General features: G+C 39.5%; 16 protein-coding genes. 11 read left to right on the top strand and 5 right to left on the bottom strand.

Features of this window, described 5'->3' with window-relative positions:
• The first annotated feature begins 112 nt into the window (after positions 1-112).
• Positions 113-862, top strand: coding sequence for a DUF4114 domain-containing protein (locus tag WG906_RS16015; RefSeq protein ID WP_339993852.1), 750 nt, complete (start codon positions 113-115; stop codon positions 860-862).
• Positions 863-1,139: 277 nt separating this feature from the next.
• Complete coding sequence (locus tag WG906_RS16010) at positions 1,140-5,630, top strand: T9SS type A sorting domain-containing protein (RefSeq protein WP_339993851.1); 4,491 nt, start codon at positions 1,140-1,142, stop codon at positions 5,628-5,630.
• Between the two features lie 164 nt (positions 5,631-5,794).
• Here the strand turns inward: WG906_RS16010 and WG906_RS16005 are convergent, their stop codons facing one another.
• Positions 5,795-6,646, bottom strand: a complete 852-nt coding sequence (locus tag WG906_RS16005) for a hypothetical protein (protein ID WP_339993850.1) — start codon at positions 6,644-6,646, stop codon at positions 5,795-5,797.
• A 168-nt stretch (positions 6,647-6,814) separates the two neighbouring features.
• Between WG906_RS16005 and WG906_RS16000 the strand changes: the two genes are divergently transcribed.
• The 8 genes from WG906_RS16000 to WG906_RS15965 all read left to right on the top strand — a co-directional run bounded on the left by WG906_RS16000 (position 6,815) and on the right by WG906_RS15965 (position 15,560).
• Positions 6,815-7,180: a hypothetical protein gene (locus WG906_RS16000; RefSeq protein WP_339993849.1), complete on the top strand. Its 366-nt coding sequence runs from the start codon at positions 6,815-6,817 to the stop codon at positions 7,178-7,180.
• Positions 7,181-7,517: 337 nt separating this feature from the next.
• A complete protein-coding gene (locus tag WG906_RS15995) occupies positions 7,518-8,351 on the top strand; it encodes a FimB/Mfa2 family fimbrial subunit (RefSeq protein ID WP_339993848.1) in 834 nt (277 codons plus the stop codon).
• A 204-nt stretch (positions 8,352-8,555) separates the two neighbouring features.
• The gene (locus tag WG906_RS15990; RefSeq protein ID WP_339993847.1) at positions 8,556-9,596 is read left to right on the top strand and encodes a glycosyltransferase family 2 protein; all 1,041 of its coding nucleotides are present in this window, start codon (positions 8,556-8,558) and stop codon (positions 9,594-9,596) included.
• Between the two features lie 85 nt (positions 9,597-9,681).
• On the top strand, positions 9,682-10,539 hold the full coding sequence (locus WG906_RS15985; RefSeq protein WP_339993846.1) for an ABC transporter permease: 858 nt from the start codon (positions 9,682-9,684) through the stop codon (positions 10,537-10,539).
• Between the two features lie 32 nt (positions 10,540-10,571).
• Entirely contained in the window at positions 10,572-11,825 is a 1,254-nt protein-coding gene (locus tag WG906_RS15980; RefSeq protein WP_339993845.1) for an ABC transporter ATP-binding protein, read from the top strand.
• On the top strand, positions 11,815-12,753 hold the full coding sequence (locus WG906_RS15975) for an FkbM family methyltransferase (RefSeq protein ID WP_339993844.1): 939 nt from the start codon (positions 11,815-11,817) through the stop codon (positions 12,751-12,753). Before WG906_RS15980 ends, WG906_RS15975 begins: the two co-directional genes overlap by 11 nt.
• 35 nt (positions 12,754-12,788) lie before the next feature.
• The gene (locus WG906_RS15970) at positions 12,789-13,784 is read left to right on the top strand and encodes a hypothetical protein (protein WP_339993843.1); all 996 of its coding nucleotides are present in this window, start codon (positions 12,789-12,791) and stop codon (positions 13,782-13,784) included.
• 186 nt (positions 13,785-13,970) lie between these two features.
• Positions 13,971-15,560, top strand: coding sequence for a glycosyltransferase (locus WG906_RS15965; RefSeq protein WP_339993842.1), 1,590 nt, complete (start codon positions 13,971-13,973; stop codon positions 15,558-15,560).
• Here the strand turns inward: WG906_RS15965 and WG906_RS15960 are convergent.
• The 4 genes from WG906_RS15960 to WG906_RS15945 are packed head-to-tail and all read right to left on the bottom strand — an operon-like array spanning position 15,541 to position 19,494.
• Complete coding sequence (locus tag WG906_RS15960; protein WP_339993841.1) at positions 15,541-16,539, bottom strand: glycosyltransferase family 2 protein; 999 nt, start codon at positions 16,537-16,539, stop codon at positions 15,541-15,543. The two genes, WG906_RS15965 and WG906_RS15960, sit on opposite strands and share 20 nt — an antisense overlap.
• Positions 16,540-16,579: 40 nt before the next feature.
• Entirely contained in the window at positions 16,580-17,338 is a 759-nt protein-coding gene (locus tag WG906_RS15955) for a methyltransferase domain-containing protein (RefSeq protein ID WP_339993840.1), read from the bottom strand.
• Entirely contained in the window at positions 17,335-18,489 is a 1,155-nt protein-coding gene (locus tag WG906_RS15950) for a polysaccharide deacetylase family protein (RefSeq protein ID WP_339993839.1), read from the bottom strand. The genes WG906_RS15955 and WG906_RS15950 overlap by 4 nt, the downstream gene beginning before the upstream one ends.
• Positions 18,490-18,507: 18 nt before the next feature.
• Positions 18,508-19,494, bottom strand: coding sequence for a glycosyltransferase family 4 protein (locus WG906_RS15945; protein ID WP_339993838.1), 987 nt, complete (start codon positions 19,492-19,494; stop codon positions 18,508-18,510).
• Between the two features lie 312 nt (positions 19,495-19,806).
• Between WG906_RS15945 and WG906_RS15940 the strand changes: the two genes are divergently transcribed.
• Entirely contained in the window at positions 19,807-20,451 is a 645-nt protein-coding gene (locus WG906_RS15940) for a 4'-phosphopantetheinyl transferase family protein (protein ID WP_339993837.1), read from the top strand.
• Positions 20,452-20,479 lie beyond the last annotated feature (28 nt).

Here is a 20,479-nt window from a genome sequence, read left to right as displayed (position 1 = left end):
CTAATGGAGGTTTTCCTTCAAGTTAAATAAAATTAAAAAAAACCAATAGGTTAAGAAACCGTTTAACTAATACATCTTAAGAAAGGTTGTCGCATTATTTAAACTAACACACATGAAAAGATTTTCACCAATTATTATTATTATTAGTATTATATTTCTGACTTTCTCTTGCAAAAAGAATGTCACTCCCCCAGCTACCTCGCCGGTAAAGTTTACGTCTACAACATACAAATCTTTGGGGACCTATGACCAGTCTGGCAAACCAAATTATCTTCTAACTAAGGATGTTATATCAAATGGTTTATTATCTTTTTTAAATAATACCTTACCCGAAAGAACAGATTTAAGAAAGTCAAATCCGGAGCTGCTCACAACCAAAGCTATTGCAGATATAGCTATAACATCAAGATCTAAGATATTTATCACCTTCGTCTCCCAGGCTACTGAGTTTTCTAACACAATTGCCTTTTACACTTACCCAACTAACAGTCCTCCAGCCAGTGCAAGGGATATAAAAGAGATAACTTATATTTTTCCCAACGCAGGCAGCGAGACACCGCTTACAGCCGGTGATAAGGTCGATATCGGCACATTTACACCGGGCACCTCTGTTGGTTTCGTTTTAATGAAAAATGGCTGGAATAGATCTGACAAAAAAATAAATAATGATGTTGTCCATTTTTGTTCAAATGACGTTCTTAATCCCGAGTTTGATTCAGGTTTGAAAAAACATGCTGTTTTGACTAATTATAATGCTGAGAATAAAGTTCTGATAGGCTTTGAGGATATAGATCGGACTCAACCGGCTTGCGATCATGATTTTAATGATGTTGTAGTTTATGCATCTGTAACAGCAGAATAGATTATAGAATTAAAACAACAAAGTCTTTCATATACATTATGAGAGACTTTGTTGTTTTTTGATATTTACGAACTATCTAGTGAATTTTTGAGAGTTATATTCAAGGTATAATAATTATTTGAGGTGTATAGCTGCTCCTAGATAATTAATGCTATCGGTTAGAGGAAACATTTAACTTCTCTTTGAAGATGCAGGTCTAAAAGTGTTTCTAGATGGATTTCTAAATCGATCGTTAAAAGTCTGAAACTTTGAATCTTCCTTTCCCGTAGGAGGGCATATGAGTTTCAAAAAAATCCTCTTTACTTTAATTGTAATTCTGAATTTCTCTCTCTCTGCAGTTAACGCTCAGAATAAGGACACGGTTTTTTCCTTTACTATACAAAATGCATCCCGTACTAGCGCGGGCATCTTCAAAAGTGATGGTACTTTGGTTAGAACTCTGTGGAACGGCGTTAAATATGATGCCGGTTCCCACCAATTTCAATGGGATGGGAAAGACGATAATGGAGTTATTGCTGCAACAGACAAATATACTGCAAAAGTTCTCTCTAATAATGTGGATTATCAATGGGAGGGGGTTATAGGAAATACATCAACTGCTTTAACCGGAAGTACGAAGCTTAGAATGTTTGACCCTCTTACTGGTATGGCTGTAGCCGGAAATACTATATATTGGTCTGCCGGATACAATGAGGGGTGGCCGGCTACCTATAAAACATCAATCTCCAACCCTAATTCAAAAACCTGGATTGAACCCTTAAAGCAAAGTAATGCTGTGGTAGAATTTGTATGTACCGATGGCGTAAGGGTCTTTTGGTCTGGTTATGATCCGTTCGATACCGAATATGAAAGTTTTGTTTTTGCAACCAATGTTTCCGATGATATAAGAGTCCCCTTTTCTGAGGGCATCCCGGTGAGAATGGAACTGGGAACAACCTATCTTAATGCTATCACTGTTAAAAAAACATCCAGGAGCATTTCGTCAATAATTACCGGACTTGCTGTTCAGACTAAAGGAAGCTATCTGTTTGTGTCAAGAAAGGCATTAAATGAGATTCAGGTGTTAGACAGGATCACAGGTAAGCTAATACAAACATTATCAATGCAACAGCCTTCAACTATGAAAATAGATATGGACGATAATTTATGGCTGAGCTATAATGGTAAAGTTGAGAAGTTTAACATCAACTCAAACGGAACAATCATTTCTACCGGCATAGTGATTGAATTATCAAAGGCGGACGCGATCGCAGTTTCGCCTGATAATAAGGTTGTTAGTATCAATGATATCGCGAGCGGGAAAGTCAAATCTTATTCGGTATCAACAGGTTCTTATTTATGGGAACTAGGAAATGAAAAAAATTATATGGAAGATGCCACCGTTTATGATGATAAATTTTACTGGAAAGATATAAATAAAGAGTACCACACATTCCTATCATATATGCCTGATGGGTCTCTATATGTCGGCGATCCACAAAACAGAAGGGTTCAACACTTTTCAGAAAGCCGAACCTATATTGACAACATAATGTATCAGACCTCGATGTATACTACGGCTTTGGATCAAAACAATGTTACACGCTTGTTTGCCGATTTTTTTGAATTCAAAATTGATTATAGCAAGCCACTAACGGACCAAGCTTCCTGGAAACTAACAAAAAACTGGGGTGCAACTATCAATAAAAAGTTCGATCCGGAAAAAATGAAATGCATCACGACTTTCCCTAATGGAAGGACGTATGGACGGTTAAGATTAGAAAATAGTTATTATTTAGCTGAATTAATAGAAGGTAGCGTTGTAAGAGTTATTGAAAGCCCGCTACCGCAGTTCACTATTATCGGCAGCGACGGGTCAAAAATAATTCCCACTTATCCTGAGATAGGGAAGCAGGTAATTATTAGAAAATACCCAATTACAGGTTTTGATGCAAGCAATAATCCGATTTGGAGCAATACACCCGAAATTCTTGCAACAACCCCTACCGTGACCAGTACTGATCCATCGTTATGGAACGGTTTGTCATTTGACCACTCGACTTCTTCGGGTAAAATAGTAATTTTTGACCCGGTTAAAGCCGAAAACGGACATGGAGAAGGCTTCCATTTAGGCGCCATAAATAAAAATGGCAATTCATGGCTGTGGAAAACTGCAAAAAGTACACCGACTAATTATACAGGGCCGTTTCCGCCGGACGGAGCATTTGATAGCGGCAATGGGGTTGTATATGCGGGAGGCACGGCCTTGATAAGTGAAAAAAACATCTTTTGGGGATACCATGGAGAATTTTGGAAAGGAAGTCAGACTAATAAATGGAACCATGTATATGACAATGGTCTGCTGGTTGGGCAGTTTGGCGAACTAACAACCGACCATCCAAATGTTGAAGCTTTTCAAGGTGGTGCCGGAAACGTGTTTACTGGGTCAGTTGTGAAAATAGGAGAAAATACCTATTTATATCACAACGATGAAAGCGTGCACGGTGGAGTGCACAGATGGAAAATCAACGGACTTAATACCATTCAAGAGCAGGATGCTTCTCCTGTAGGTACAAACTTTGTGTTATCTGCATCCAGAACAGAGGGGATAGATTTATTGCATGGTTTAGTAAGGGGTAAGAGCTTAACAAACGAACAGGGCTGGCAAAGAGATCCTTCCTCTGATTATAAAATCAATGATGAAAATAGCTTTAGTGCGAGAATAGGCGAAAAAAGTTATGACATTTTCACAAGTCCGGATCTTTTTATCCTCTACCGAAAGTCTTCCGGAACTGCCAACATTATCAGGGACCTGGGCACTAATATCGGTTTATCCAGTTGGAAACTTTCGGGTAAAATTAATTATGACAATAATTCTCCAAATGAGCCGCATGGAAATGGCGGCGGGTATATGGAAGTGTTGGATAAAAATGGCCTTATCATAACCAGGTTTTATGTGGAGAGAGATAAGATTTCCGGTGTTAATATTATTGCAAATGGAGTGACGGTTAAGAATCTTCCAAGTATAGATTTTAATTTACGGGCGACAAAAAATCAACCTATCGATATAAGCACGAGCAATGGTATGGTAACTTTTACTTATGCTGATTTTAAATCAGTAAGTTGTGCACCATTCGATGCGAATGCCGATTGGCGATCCCCGTCAAAACTTCGGTTTCACTTTTTTACAAAAGTTGCCGCTGATAATTATGACCGATCTATAGATATTGCCGAAATGCGTTTCATAGCAAAAAAAAATGAAGATTCTGGCTCAATTACAAAGGCATCACAAGCGATTGTCTTTAACAATATACCTGAGAGCGTAATCGGTGGCACGATTTTGACAATCTCCGCAACTGCAAGTTCCGGCCTTCCAGTTAGTCTGCAGGTAGTTTCGGGGCCAGCAAGTATTTCCGGTAACGTATTGAACTTTACAGGATATGGAACAGTGAAAGTACTGGGCACACAGGCTGGTGACGATAAGTTTCAGCCAACTACCGCTGCTGTCGATATAGTAAACCGCGCGAAATCTCCACAGACTATTGCATTTAGCAATGCAACCCAAGTTACAGCAAGTGCTCCTCTCACGCTTGCAGCAATCGCAAGTTCAGGCTTGCCTGTAAGCTTCGAAGTGCTATCAGGACCTGGGGTAGTCAGTGGTAATATATTAAGTTTTACCGGATATGGAACAGTAAGTGTACAGGCCAAACAGGCAGGGAGCAATACATTTGAAGCGGCTTCGGCCTTAGTATCCATAACGAATTCGGCTATAATCACTCCTGTGAAGACGTCTCAAACTATTGTCTTCAGTAACACACCGGCCACGTCTTATGGAAGTACACCGATTACACTTAATGCTGTAGCAAGTTCAGGCTTGCCTGTAAGCTTCGAAGTCCTATCCGGGCCAGGCACTATCAGTGGTAATATATTAAGCTTCACCGGATATGGAACGGTAAGTGTGCGGGCCACACAGGCAGGGAACACTACATTTGAAGCGGCTTCGGCCTTGATATCCATAACCAATTCGGCCGTAGTATCTCCTGTAAAGACTACACAGACGATCGTTTTCAACAATGCACCAACCACGGTGTACGAAGGTTCTTCCGTTACATTAACGGCTGCAGCCAGTTCAGGTTTGGCCGTGAGCTTCAATGTGCTTTCGGGGCCTGGTATAATCAGTGGTAATATATTAAGCTTTACTGGATTAGGAACAGTAAGGGTGCAAGCTACGCAGGCAGGGAACAATATATTTGAGGCGTCCACGGCAACAGTCTCAATACATAATTCTAAAAAGGCTTCTCAAAATATCAAATTTGTAGGCCTTAAAGCTGAGGTTTACGGCATTTCGTCTATTCCAATTCAAACTGTTGCGAGTTCAGGGCTCCCTATTGAATTGGAGGTTGTGTCTGGAAAAGGTTATATTGAAAATAGTGAATTACACTTCACAGAATACGGCCCTGTGGTTATAAAAGCTACACAGCCAGGTAATGATGCGATTGAGCCGGCTACAGCTTCGACCGTGGTAGAGAGTAAGCCTAACCAGGCTGTCAAGGTTTATCCGAACCCAATGGTAGAGGAAAACGTAACTATCCGTTTAAGCAATGTACCTAAAGGAGCATATGTGGCGAGATTTCTAAGTATTACTGGTCAGGTACTTTATACAACAACATTGGATAATTCAGGGGAGTCGGAAGAACATAAACTACGCGTTGGGTCTTTTCCTCCGGGTATATGTGTTTTGCAAATTACTGGTAAATCCTTTTCTTTTACTCAAAAACTAATAAAGTAAACTTTCATCAATCGCTATGGGACTGTGCAGGCAGCGGATTGTATAAGAATTCCTGCAAAGGCTGGAAATAAGATGTATGAGTATCAAATTAAGAGAAATTACTTTCTGAATATGAGCTGAATTCTCACTTTGTCGGCAACCCAATTTATGATCTTCATTAAGATCTACTTAATCCCTATGGTACGTACGGGGCGGATATTTTTCACGTTTCTGAAAGTAGTTTTTGCAGACTTTCCGAAGCAAACTGGATAGGAGAGCGAGGCCACCATCCGGGGGTTGCCGTAATTTATATCGGTTATTTCACAGGTAAGCATAAAAGGTGCTCTTTGCGAGGGCAGGACAGAAAGCCCGGCTGCCAGGTCATAACCATTCCACTCCAGGATTATGTTAAGATTTTTCAGGATTGGTGTAGCAAGGCTCAAAAAAGGCTCAAATGAACCGCTACCTGATTCATTATATGTTGAATCTTTCCTGAAATTTCCGTTACCAAGCCCCCCAGTAACACTAAAATAAGAAAAGAGGCGCGGGCTTTTTGTATTGAACATGTAGTTCCCCGACACATACCAGCTCTTCTGATATGAAATATATGAATTACCACCCCAAACAAACGGATTGAGAACTCCGACATCGAGCAATAGTCGTTCATGAAGCAAGAATTTGTTCAGGTGCAGGTCTATTCCGCCTTCCATAATATTATCCTGTTCCCCGAATTTATTAGTCAAGCCAAAAATATTGACATTCATTCCTCCGCCAATAAATTTCACTGGGTCCCCTAAACCGACATAGACAGCTGCACTGGCATCATCCTTATAAGAAATCCGGGTCTTGTTCTGATATGAAAATCCAAAAACAACTTCTCCAAACTGACCCCCGCCTACAGGATTCTCAAGTGAAATGGCAGGATTGTACTTCTGTTCTCTTTTTTCAGATAAAATTTTAGTGGTATCTGCAGACTGACAAAAGCTATTACCGGCGCAAAGAAAAGGGATAAGTAGTGCTAATGAGAAAACTTTCATGTGAATATTTATTGTCTGCATTTTGCTAATTTAGTTTTTTATTAAAAGTGTAAAGAATCTCAATTATACTATACTATTAATTTCATCTGAGACAAACTGAATCCTGCGCGAACAGAAATTCTCGCAGTCGGCTAACTTTCCCCTTATATATTTGTTAAGTTATCTATAATGAATAAATTATTCCTAATCGCTCTTCTTTTTCTAGGAATTGGAACCGCAATCGCACAGGAAATATCAATGACTAACGGTACCACACTCGTAACTATCGACAGCAAAACGTTTGCAGTGCCTGACATGAGTAAAATGCCCTGGTTTGGTGAAGAAAAGCTGGGTCGTGTGAATTTAGACACGATTAAAGTAACGCTCATTATGGCACAGATCAGAACCGAAACGGCAGAACTTAGCACGGGAAACCTCATCTGGAGGAAAGGCTATTACATTGCTACAAAGAATATCTTTCTTGACGAAAAGAAAAAGCCGATCAGTAATTTGTTTCACGTTTTGACAACACTTCCTGCACTTCCGAGCTGGTAGCCTAGTTATGCAGGTGCTGGCCTATTACCATCTTTTGGTTTTAAAATTTAAGATGCATTAATCTTTTTCTTTTTGGGAAAAAACTAAGCTTTTATCATTTACAAAAGCTGTTCTTAAATGACTTGATAAGATAAGCAAGTAATATTCTTCCAAGCCCTCTGAGACAAATCTGAAGCAATTGATTTTACTGAGTGGCTCATGACTACGGGCATTGCCGGCCCCATTTCGGGTATCTTTATTTACAAGTCATAAAATTCCCGCTATCACGCCCTTACTACACATTGGATTATTCATATGGCATTAGAATTGCTTGATGCTATTCTGTATACATATCTCTATGAAAATTCAATTTTTACCTCTGTTTCTATTACTTATCTTCTGTGCTTGTAAAAAGCAGGACAGCGATGATTCTCTAATGAAGCCGACCGACGGCAAATTTACCATCAGCTTTAATCCGCAGATATCTGCGGGGTTCGGTGTGACGTATGGATCTATATCTCATGTATCGCCAAATCAAATGGAGTTGTCAACCAGAATATATGATTTAGATAATGGAGGCCTTTTGCTCAGTAAGAACTCAAATACAAGCCAGAAGATCGACTTACCTGCCGGGAATTATGTGGCCATATTTTTAGCCAGCAGTCATCAATTTTATAAGTTCGCTGTTGGAGGTACGATGGATTTGGAGACTCCATTCAGCTCTGCTTTTTTTGATACCAGGTTCTCGGTGGCCCTTCCGAACAATCCGCTTTCGGAGATATATTATAAAAAAGTATATTTCACGGTGAGCAAAAGAGATATCAACCAAACCGTGGTTCTTGAAAAAATAGTTTCAGATCTGGAGCTTGTTCTTGAAGATGAAGTTCCGGGGTCTGTTTCGTCGCTCCAACTTACTGTAGAAAATGATGCAAGTACTTTTAATCTTAACACCGACAGCAGAGGCGGAGCTGTTGACAAAATATCGAGATTCGACCCCATCTCCGGACGTTTAAATGCTCATGTATTAGGGCTTGGAACCAAGACGGTCATCATCAGGGCTTATGATAATGCCGGCAAGCTTATTAAGGAAAAGCGTATTACGGCCCAGTTTTCGGCAAGTAGCAAAACTACAGTGTCCGGTAAATTATTTAATGACGAGGGTCAGTTCATCGTTTCTGTCAATCCTGTTTAGTCATTTATTGCTCTTTTTTGTGTCTTCAGGAAAACAGTAATTATTGATGATATATCATGCTTGATGTAATGTAGATTGCCAATCTCCAATCTTATTCTTATTTTCGGAAAAAGGAGTGTATTTGTATAATCTCTTCGGCATCGGGTGCTTGTATAAAGTATTTGATATCTTTTCTTTGAAAATTATATCTTTACATTATCTACTATGAATGATCGTATTCCTGAGACTCCTCCTGTTATTTTACCGGTTCCAGAGGGTTCGGCACGTCCGCTATGGTCAGTAATGATTCCGGTCTACAATTGTTTTCCGTATATTAAAGAGGCCATCGAAAGTGTCCTGATCCAGGACCGGGGAATCGATAATATGCAGATAGAGGTTATTGATGATTTCAGTACCGATGGAGACGTCGAGGCTCTCGTTCATGAAGTAGGGAAGGGCCGGGTAGGCTATTACCGGCAGGAACGAAACCGGGGAAGTTTGAGAAATTTCGAAACCTGCATTAATCGGGCAAAGGGAAAATATGTACATATCCTGCATGGTGATGACCGGGTTGCCCCCTGTTATTACCAAACTATAGAGGACCTCTTTATTTCCAACCCGGAGGCAGGCGCGGCCTTTACAAATTTTACCTACATAGATCATTTAGGAAAACAAGTTGATATTGTGAACCGAAAGATTCAGGAAGATGCCGGGATCATAAAGGATTTCTTGTATAAAATAGCACATCGGCAGCTTGTTCAACCGCCCGCCATTACAGTAAAAAGAAGCGTTTATGAGAAATTAGGCAGCTTTTATGCAGTGCATTTTGGCGAAGACTGGGAGATGTGGACACGAATCGCTTCTAAGTATCCCGTGGCATATTCGCCTCAATATATGGCGTCTTACCGGGTAGCTCATGGAATAGGAATCAGCCATAATTCTTTTCTGACCGGGCAAAATATAATCGATATGACCAGGGTTATTAACATTATCCAGGAGCACTTGCCTCAAAAACAGAAAGCTCTGTACAAACGAATAGCTTTGGACTATTACGCCCTGTTTTGCATCAGGATTGCTAACGGTCTGCTGCTTTTTAACAAGAAAGCAGCTTTCACCCAGATCAGGGGAGCGTGGCAAATGAGCAGAAGTTTGGGTAATGTTTTTTGGATCATAAGATTCTATCTGATGCATATTCTGCGATATAAACAGATCGAAAAGAAAATAAAGAATTCTGCATTCAAACTATATGAAAAGAATGTCTTGTGATTGGGCTTCTAAATAGTTACAACTCACCTTTATTTTTTATTTAAAATTTTACAATAAGTTAGCAAAAGAAAAAATAACATCAAAAATGAAGCTTGTTGAGGAAGAGATATGGGATCACGAAGTAACGGCCAAGAATAATATTTTCGACCTTCATCTGAAGGATGTCTGGAATTATCGGGATTTGATTATGTTGTTTGTGTGGCGGGATTTCGTTTCCCAATATAAGCAGACAATTCTGGGGCCTGCCTGGCAATTTGTGCAGCCTGCACTTACCACGGTGATATTTGTATTGTTGTTTCATAAGATCGCTAAAATACCCACAGACGGTATCGCGCCAGTTGTATTTTATATGGCGGGAATTACCATGTGGAACTATTTTTCCAATTGTATGGTCACTATTTCAAATACCTTCGTAAGCAATGCGTATATTTTCGGTAAAGTATACTTTCCGCGATTGGTTCTCCCTGTTTCACTGGTGATTTCAAACCTTATAAAATTTGGTGTACAGTTTCTATTACTGGTTGTCGTTATGATTTACTATCATTTTAACGGTTATCCAATCCAAATTGATTTACGCCTTTTCTTTTTACCTCTGTTGCTGTTTGAGATGGCAGCTTTGTCGCTAGGCCTAGGGATAGTCATTTCGTCGATCACCACAAAATACAGGGACTTTGGGGTGCTTTTAACCTTCGCTATCCAGTTGCTTATGTATGCTACTCCTGTAGTATATCCTTTGTCTTATCTTAAGGGAGAAGGTTATAAATGGATCATTGATATCAATCCTCTCACATCCATCATGGAGTCTTTTCGGCTTATTTTGCTTAATCAGGGAACAGTGAGCTTCAATAGTATTTGTTACAGCATTGTCTTTACTGTAATTGCTTTTGTGATAGGACTTATTATGTTTAATAAAGTTGAAAAAACATTTATTGATACGGTATAAAATTATAGTACCAATAATTGATTAAATTGAGTATGGCAATAGCAATCAAAGTCGAAGGGCTATCAAAACAATACCGGCTGGGCTTAACGGGTACCGGCTCCATTGCTCATGATATAAACAGGTTCTGGCATAAAGCGCGTGGTAAGGAGGATCCCTATATCAAGATAGGAGAGGAAAATGACAGATCGAAAAAAGGAAGCAGTGAATATGTATGGTCACTCCGGGATATCAACTTTGATATTGAACAGGGCTCTGCTGTTGGTATAATCGGCAGAAATGGTGCGGGTAAAAGTACCCTTTTGAAAATTCTGAGTCTAGTTACGGCCCCTACAACAGGATCCTTTAAAAGCAGAGGTAGGATTGCCAGCCTGCTGGAAGTTGGTACCGGTTTTCATCCCGAATTAAGCGGGCTTGAGAATATCTTTCTAAATGGGGCAATATTGGGGATGCGGAAGAAGGAAATCAAACGGAAGCTGGATGAGATCATTGACTTTTCTGGTGTTGAGCGATACATAAATACTCCCGTTAAACGATATTCTTCAGGTATGTACGTGCGCCTGGCCTTTGCGGTAGCGGCTCATTTAGAATCTGAAATAATCATTATAGATGAGGTGCTGGCCGTGGGAGATACTGAGTTTCAAAAAAAATGCGTGGGCAAGATGAATGATGTGAGCAAGAGTGAGGGCCGGACCATTCTTTTCGTAAGTCATAATTTAGGCGCTGTGAAACAACTTTGTAAGTCTTCCATACTACTCGATCGGGGTAAGTTGGCACTATATGATAAAACCGACGATGTTGTGCGATCCTACCTGGAACAATTTGAAAGTTCAAACCCGGAATTTAAAGGCCCTCTCGAGAGTGACAAAGACATCTGGTTTACAAGGATCTCTCCTGCGGATTCTTCCGGGAGGTTAAAAGATCATTTTTTCCATGATGAAGAAATCTATTTCAACTTTGAACTTTCGTTCAACGTACAGAAACATAAGCATGACTATTCCATTTTCTTCATGGTGCTGGACAGTAATAAAACTCGGATATTCTCTGCCGAATCGCAGATTATCCGTTCAAAAACGGTGCAATTGGTGATCGAAGCACAGTTCCTGGTCAGGGGATCATATAGCATTCATACGTTCATTCACAAGCCGCGGACCGAACAGATTGATGTCGCTGAGGATGTATGTAATTTTAAAGTTGTAGACAATGGCTCGCCACTGCTGATTCACGGCGATTACGATTATGGCAGCATTTTTGGAAAAGTAGACTGGAGGTATAGTAATGGGTCCTAACGATAAGAAAAACGGGCTTTCATTTTCAAGCCTGCTCGGAAATATTTTTAAAACAGGAACAGAAAATCGATTTTATAAGAAGAACGGAAAGGCATTGGGGTTGTCTCGAAAAGAGTTTGTCAGGCTTAAACTGTTCGGGCACTGGGAGGTTTCAAAAATGCAAACCATATTTTTTAACCGGCCATTCATAATCAGTTCAGCTTATTGGTTTTTGCAAAGTATAGAAGAAATATTTGTGCATGAGGTGTACAAGTTCAAAACGACTAATCCCCGGCCAATTATTATTGATTGCGGGGCAAATTGGGGCCTCAGCGTTATTTATTTTAAATTAAACCATCCACAGGCCGTTATAGCTGCGTTTGAAGCCGATCAGGAGATCTTTGAAATGGCCAGGAAAAATATAGAAACTTTCGGGTTCGAGTCCGTCACTCTGCATCACAAAGCCGTATGGAACTCGAATGGCAGTCTGGTGTTTTCAAGTGAAGGATCCGTTGGTGGTTCTGTAAGCGATCTGGGAATAAATTCAAACTCTATAGATTTTTCAGAAGCTCCTCCTGGAAGCTGGATAGGAAACTACAATACCTATTTCGGCGTCCATAAGATTCAGGAAAAAGAAGTAGAATCTGTACGACTAAGGGATGTGCTAAAAGAATACGCTTTTGTTGATTTCTTAAAAATAGACATCGAAGGAGCCGAACATAAGGTGTTAATGGATTGCGAGGATGAGCTGCATCGTGTAGATAAGATGTTTATTGAATACCACAGCTCGCCCGGACATCCACAATACTTAGATGAAATACTACGGGTAATAACTAACAGCGGTCTTCGATATTATATTAAAGAAGCTGCAATTAACTTTACTCATCCCTTTATAAGGGAGAAAGACGTGCTTTATGATTTGCAATTAAACATTTTTTGTTTCAGGTAATCCTTAAAAAAAGATAAATAAATCTAGTTAGCCATATGCCTGCTGCTTTTACAATTTGTTCCAATAACTATTTAGCAAAGGCCAGAGTTGCCGCTGAAACATTTCTTGCCAGTAATGCAGGTTATGAATTTTACATTTTTCTGGTAGATGAATGTATTTCTGAGATCGATTACGATTTTATAAAGGGTGTAAAAATAACAGCTATAAAAGACATCGTTGGGAACATCGATGAGCTTGCGGTAAAATACAGTATTGTTGAATTGAACACGGCTGTAAAGCCAGCTATATTTAGTTTTCTTTTTAAGCAGTATCAACATACGCATATATTTTATCTGGATCCGGATTTGATGATTTTCGATCGTTTTTCCGAAATAGAAGAACTATTTGAAGAGAAGAACTGTAACATCATCGTCACTCCGCATTTTTGTTCGCCTATCGACGACGGTAAGATTCCTTCGGAAGTCCATTTTTCCTTATACGGGCTCTATAATTTAGGATTTCTTGCCGTAAAACAATGTCCGGAGTCGCAAAAATTTCTTGATTGGTGGCACGACCGCTTGATGAAATATTGTTTTATTGATGTTCAAAACGGAATGTTTACCGATCAGATCTGGGTGAATTATGCGCCCATTTTTTTCGATGGCGTATATATCTTAAAGCATTTGGGATATAATATGGCTAATTGGAACCTTTACGAACGAGAATTAAACAAAATTGATGAGAAGTATTACGTGAATAATTACTCGAAACTTAAGTTTTTTCATTTCAGCCATTACAAGTTTCATAATCCCTATATTCTCTCATCACAACAAAACCGGCATAATATAGATGAACTTCCGCATATCAGGCAACTTATAGATCTCTATCAGTCAAAACTTATTCGGAATAATCAGGAATACTTTAGCACTATTCCATGCCATTACCAACAGATTTATGAATCTGCCCATAACCAGGACAGTCTTCGGGAAACGAGCCTAAGGAATTTGATGCGAAGATTGAAAAACAAGGTTCTTAAAGCTGGTCGTTCTTAAGAATAAACGTTATGCGGAAATAGTAAGTAAAATTTCGCGCTAAGACTGTTTCATTGTTTTTGGATATCGATGATATCTAGATAAATTGAAGAATGAATTATTCACCTATAAAGTATCATTGTCACCTACATAATGGAAATTAATTATTAAAATTATTAGTATGCCTTATATTATACCCGGAATAACATGCAAAGTACTACAAATATCCCTTTCTTCTCCATAATACTACCAGTTTTTAACCGGGAAGATCTTATTTCCAGAAGCATTCAATCTGTGTTGCAACAGTCCTTTGAATCCTGGGAACTCATAGTTATTGATGATGGATCAACGGATAGTTCTGTAAAAGTTGTTGAAGATTTCTGCCGGCTTGATTCGAGAATTAAACTGTTACAACAAGAAAACAGGAAACAACCGGCAGCCCGTAATACTGGAATTAAGACCGCTATAGGACAATGGATAGCTTTTATTGATTCTGATGATCTGTGGCTCCACAATAAATTAGAACTTCAATATGAATGCATTTTAAAAAAGCCGGAAGCAGATGTAATTTTTTCAGACGGATATACCCAATTTTCTGATAAAAAAATCAGGCATTACTATCATTACGAGATTGTGCACGGCTTTTTTACAGGGAGTCAATTATACAAAGAACTGCTTTTTGGTAACTGTATACCTGTATTATCCTTAATTATTAAAAGCGAGTGGGTTTCCAAAATAGGTTTACAAGATGAAGCGGTGCCTGGTGTTGAAGATCATGATTATTGTTTGAGGCTGTGCACCGCAGGCGCTAATTTTTTTGGTATGGAGGACCGCCTCTTTGTGTATAGCGTACATGATAACAATTTTTCAGCGAACCTTGGGCAGCAGAATTATTTATCTTCTCTTATTCGCTTTAAGAATTATGATCCGACACTTTTGGGCGAGAAGGAAATTAAAAGATTCAAGAATTTAATTGACTGGTATATAAGCTATTTTAAAAAACTGGGTAAATTAGACTGGGCACAAGACGTGAAGTATCGGTATGAAAAGCTCAATCTTCCTTCCTCCCCTATTTTGGCACGATTACGGGATGGCTCGGCATCATTTATTTGGAATTTTAAGTCTCAGAGAAATGCCTTAATACAACGGTTTAATTTTCTTCTTTTTAAGGTCTTCTATTTTTATCCTAAGAAGAAGCTTTCTTTTTATCGGGACAAACTCCATACCCGTTATACTTTTTGGTTAAACCCTGATAATATTAAAAACGCCTATTCTGTGCAGCTTAGCGCCACGGCTAATATAAGTTTTTTTAATAATTCGGCAGGTTGCCTGGATGTACAGAGCTTATTTGTGGGCGAATTTTCAAGAATTAATTTCATGGATGAAAATGCAACTATAATAGCAGGATCTGATGTCGCAATATTAAAATTTTGCAACTTTAACATTGTCGGGCAGTTGATAATCGGTAACAATGTTTCATTCAATAATCATTCAACCCTTACTTGTCATGAGGAGATCATTATTGGAGATAATTCATGGTTCGGCGAGGGAGTGAAAATTTATGACCACAATCACAAATACAAAGAAAGAAACAGACCTTTTACCCAACAGGGCTACACCACCGGCAAAGTAGAAATCGGAAATAATGTGTGGGTGGGAAGTAATTGTATCATTTTGCCAAATGTTTGCATCGGAGATGGCTGTGTTATTGGGGCTAACAATGTAATTTATAAATCATTGGCTCCAAATACCATTGTGAAGAGCAAATCAATGGAAATTATTGATGAAATTCGCTAATCCGTTTTTTCTTTTGGGACGGTAAAAAATTCTTTACCCGGACCTTCAACAGAATGGTAAAATATTTTAACAGTTTAAGTGCTGAACTGAAGTTATAGACAAGAAGAGTGCATCTGGAAAGAATCCGCCAGGATTTTCTGTAAATTCCCTGATGGATGGCATAGTTTAAATAATACTCTTTTGAGGAATTGATTAATTGTTTCTTTTTATTTTCCGGGAAGTTTAGATAAACGGAAATCACTTTAATTGCTTTTGCCGCGTCTTCAATAAATCTGCCGGTAATAATACTGTCTGCAGTATTCGAGCTGTCGTGAACTCTGTAAGAGGCCAGATGTGCAGGCTCATAATAGAATTTAAATTTACACGCAATTCTGACCCACATCTCCCAGTCTTCAACCCAGCTCAAATCTTTGTTGAAGGCTCCAAGTTTTTCGTAAACTTCGCGTTTAACTACTATAGAAGGTGTTTCGATTACCTGTTTTTTCAAAATAAGGGCCAGAAAGTCTTCTATAACACCCGGAGATGTGGCTAAGGCCTGCGAGGAGTTCAATACGGCGCCTGTTTGATTAACTTTGTAATGGCCTGTAAATCCGGCACCGATATTGTTATTCGAAACTATCGTTTTAAGGCTTTCGTAAAAGCCTGCATGGACAAAATCGTCACCATGCAGCAGATGAATGATTTTTCCTTTCGCGAGATTTAAACAGGTATTAAAGTTGTTCAATTGACCAACGTTGCGTTCCTGCCTGTAAAAGTTGATCCTTCCCTTTCCCAGGTCATCTACGATGTGCTTTGGGTTTTCTTGTGAACAATCATCCACTACCCAAATTTCCATGTTTTCAACACCTGGGTCCTGCATTAAAACACTTTCAATGGTTTCCTTCAGATATTGTGAACAATTAAAAGTTGGTATAATCACCGACCATAAGGGCCGGACTATGTCCTGATCATTTATCGGAGCCACTTTAATGGTATTCATACCTTTATTAAACGTTTGAATATTCTATCAATATTTTCTTCTATGCAAAAGCAGATGTGTCTTTGCTTCCCCTGATAATATAGTGCCTGCAGAGCAGATGTCTGAAGGGATACATCTTTTTGATTAAGCTTTTCGGTAAACGGGTGTTTAACCTTTTCAGGTAGAGCCATTGCGTGATATAAGCCATAAGGGCGAATGGCAAAAAAAGTGCATCTTTTAAATAAAAGGACGTGTATTGAATATCATCTATCCTGATTCCATGATTTCGCATCAGCCTTACCAGTTCATTAATCGGCAAATTTTCGGTCATGGGCTGATCATCTTCAAACACCAGGTTGAAGATCCTGTATCTGCCTAAGAACAAATAAGCGAGACGGTCCTTTATGGTCGCATTATTGTCGTTTGTGAGAATAAAAGTACCGCCGTCTTTTATTCGTTCCGAACAATTTTTTATAAAGCTTAATGTATTGCTGAACATCATCACTCCACTTATGGAGCAAACGATATCGAATTTTTGCCCGTCCGGAAGTGTAAAATCTTTGGTAAGATCCATCCGGCAAAAGTCGATGTTTTCCGGATCCCGGGGTTTTAGGATATCAGCTCCTGTTAAATCCGAGAAAGGAAATAAAGCTCTTACATAGTTCAGAAATTCCATGTTTCCGCAGGGTAAATCAAGCAGGCTTAACCTGGCATCCCCGGGAAACCTGTTATGTAAATAGGTGAGAATACTGTGGTTTACATTTTTTTGTGTCTGGCCCCGCAGAACCTGCATGTCGGCAGGAAGAGTCTTTTCCATCATGCCTGTAGTAATTTTGATTTAATGAACAAAGCGCGCTTTTTCAGCAGACTGAATTGCTCCGCCAGGGATAGGGAATTTTGCGAAGGAAGATTTATTGGAAGATAGGTGAAAATTTCGCTTTTCCGCATATACGCCGCACAGGCTGCGAGCCGTCCTTCCCGGTCAAAGTTCAGATAGTTTCCGCTTCCGGCTCTCAGCATAAACCGGTTTCGGTTCAGAGGAATCAGGTCGAACAGGCAGTCATTTTCTATCGTCTTTTTGTTTGCCAGCACTAAGTTTGCATCCTCCGGCTGAACACATAAATAAGCGCCCGAAGAAGACTGAATCGCCACTTTCCCATGAGAAATGACTTTCATGCTAAACTCCGCCAGTATATTCCTTTCCGAACTTTGAAAAATATCCTGACCTTCAACGGCGCGTATGGACACATATCGCTGCTTACTGGTTTTGAGATTGATAAGCAGCCTGGTCTCCGATGCTCTTTTTATGGATTCGATTTCCCCCAGTCCCACAAAGCGGTAACCCTCGCTTTTAAGTGCGGGAACCAGCAGTTGAAGTAATTGAAGGGTTTTATTCCTTGGCTTAACAAAGTCCATGTCTGCTATATCATCATGAAATAAGACAATGCCCTTTTTCTTGTCTTTTATTTCTTTATGATATTCTGCAAGCGCATCTTCAACACTGCGATCAAGCTGCCAGTAATAGCAATCTATCCCGCCCATGTCCCATCGGATTGGTCCGATATGATTTAAAGTTGCCATTAAATTTGAGTTGAGATCTGATGCAACTTCGGACGACCACTTCCCGTATGGACTCCTGAAATAGGTAACATCGCCGCTGATATATCTTTTAATAACCGTGTCTGTACGTAATATCTGGTCCTGAACATCACCGTTAACGGATCTGTAATAAGGCATATCGGGATGTTCAAATGTGTGATTTGCTATAAGATGGCCAAAGTCTTTAATTGATTGAAGGATTTCAGGGTGCTCAATCGCATATTTACCTACTACAAAAAATGTAGCTTCAATACCTTGTTCAGCCAGGTATTTTCCGATAGCATAGGTATGCTCTCCCGGACCGTCATCAAAGGTAAGACAAAGTGTGCCCTCAGGAAGATCAGCGCCGGTAAATGAATCGATCGAATACATATTTCTGTATTAATCCTGTTATTTAAAGTACTTCAGGTAATATTCCGATACTACGGATTTCGAATGCTCTTTTAAATGATTTTGCAGGCTTTTATCTCCTGATGCCAGATTTTCCTTAGATAACAATGAATCTTCAAGAAGTTTTGTTAGTTCTTTCTGATCGCCCATCGGAAACTTCCGGCCATGAGATCCAACGGCTTCGGCTAAGCCCGCAGCATTTGCAGCAATGATTTTACATCCACAGGCCAGGCCTTCCAGTACTACCATGCCAAAGCCTTCGCCAAGTAAGGATGGCACAACCATCACCCGGTATCTGTTTAAACATCGAGCCAGTTCTTCTCCTGTAAGTATGCCCGAAAAAGTTATACTATTGCTCAAGCCAAGTTTCTCGCTTAAGGCTTTTAACGACTGTTCTTCGGGTCCTGAACCGATGATGTTTAACGTGAACGGTTGTTTAAGCGAAGCACAAGCCCTGATCAGCAGCTCACACCCTTTTTGAGACACCAGGCGTCCGAGGAAAACAAAATCAAACGTTCTCTCCTCCTCAGGATATAGTTTGAAAACCGAATCATCATACCCATTATGCACCACAGCGGATGAAGGGCCGAGGTATTGAGCTATACTCTTACTAACGGCAATGTTCTTTGACGCGAATTTATTGGCAATGTTTTTCAGACCCGGAATCAGGCCCTTTTTATCACAAGAGGAAAAATCATTATGCGAGATTACCCAGGTTTTGGAGGGGTTGAACAGCAGTAGCCAGGCGCCCTTCAAGGATATGTTAGGCATATAAAAAGTGCTGCACCATAAAAAAAGTTCAACAGACTTCATAAGTCCAGGGCGGCAATAAACCTCAAGATCTGTTATCTTTTCCACCTGTTTTTGTTCAGTAATAACTTTTACTGCATGGCCTTTTTTTACAAATTCCTTAGCAAGCAATAGCGTTTGGCTTTCAATACCCCCAATTGCCGGAAAAAAAACTGTGCTAAAAATTAATATGTTCATTTAAGATGTGGATCAGAATCCTGCTATGCAATTATGTGGCTAACCTATCATATATTCATAAATATATGGTTCTGAAGGGAGTTTTCGGCATTACATAAAAATATTTACGAATGGATAATCTTAATTATAACCATTTTGGTATAAAATTTTGTTTATCGTTCCCTCCAATTGCAATTATACAATATAATAAAGTTTATTAAAAAAAGTAATGCGCTTATATTCACATCTTATTATCTTGAAAACATTTAATCAGCCAGTATTGCATCAAGTTTTGCCGGCAATTAGTATTGATAAATGCGCATTTAAAATATTATGGAATTATTTCATGCCTACCCCTTTAATTCTTATTTCTCGACCAGCTTTGTTGATACCGATGTATTAACAAAGCCCGAGCTTAGTTTGACAAGAGGCTGGGCAAAGAAAAGGTCGCTCGCTTTTAGTACAGGCAGGTTTTGTGCCCGAAAAGCTCTTTTGTCTGTTGGCGTAAACGGGCCGGATATTTTGATAGGGCCCGGTAAAGAGCCTCTCTGGCCAGATGATATTGTCGGGTCGATCAGCCACTCGGATAACCTTGCGGGTGCAATTGTGGCTCGAAGTGATAAAGTTAAATCTCTTGGTTTAGACATAGAAACATTGGGGAAAGTTCAGGAAGATATATGGGGCCTTGTATTTACCCCCCGGGAGCAGACCTTCCTTAAGCGTTTCGATAGCGAGCAAATTGACTTATACAGTACTTTAATCTTCAGCGTGAAAGAATGTTTTTACAAGCTACAGTTTCCGCTGACCAAGACTTACTTAGATTTTAAAGACGTGGAAATTTCTCTCGCAGAGAGTGGAATAAAGCTGACTTTTGTGTCGCAGGATAGCAGCCTGGAGCAGATGTTTTTAAACCTTACGATAGAATATCTCTTATATGAGAAGGAAGTAATAACCTGTGCTTATTTAATTGAAGAGTAATTAGTAATTTTGCACCCCTTATAAAAAT

This window comes from Pedobacter superstes, assembly GCF_037622515.1.
Lineage (GTDB): Bacteria > Bacteroidota > Bacteroidia > Sphingobacteriales > Sphingobacteriaceae > Paradesertivirga > Paradesertivirga superstes.
Note: the sequence above shows the minus strand (reverse complement) of the source record. Positions and strands in the feature narration are given on the sequence as shown.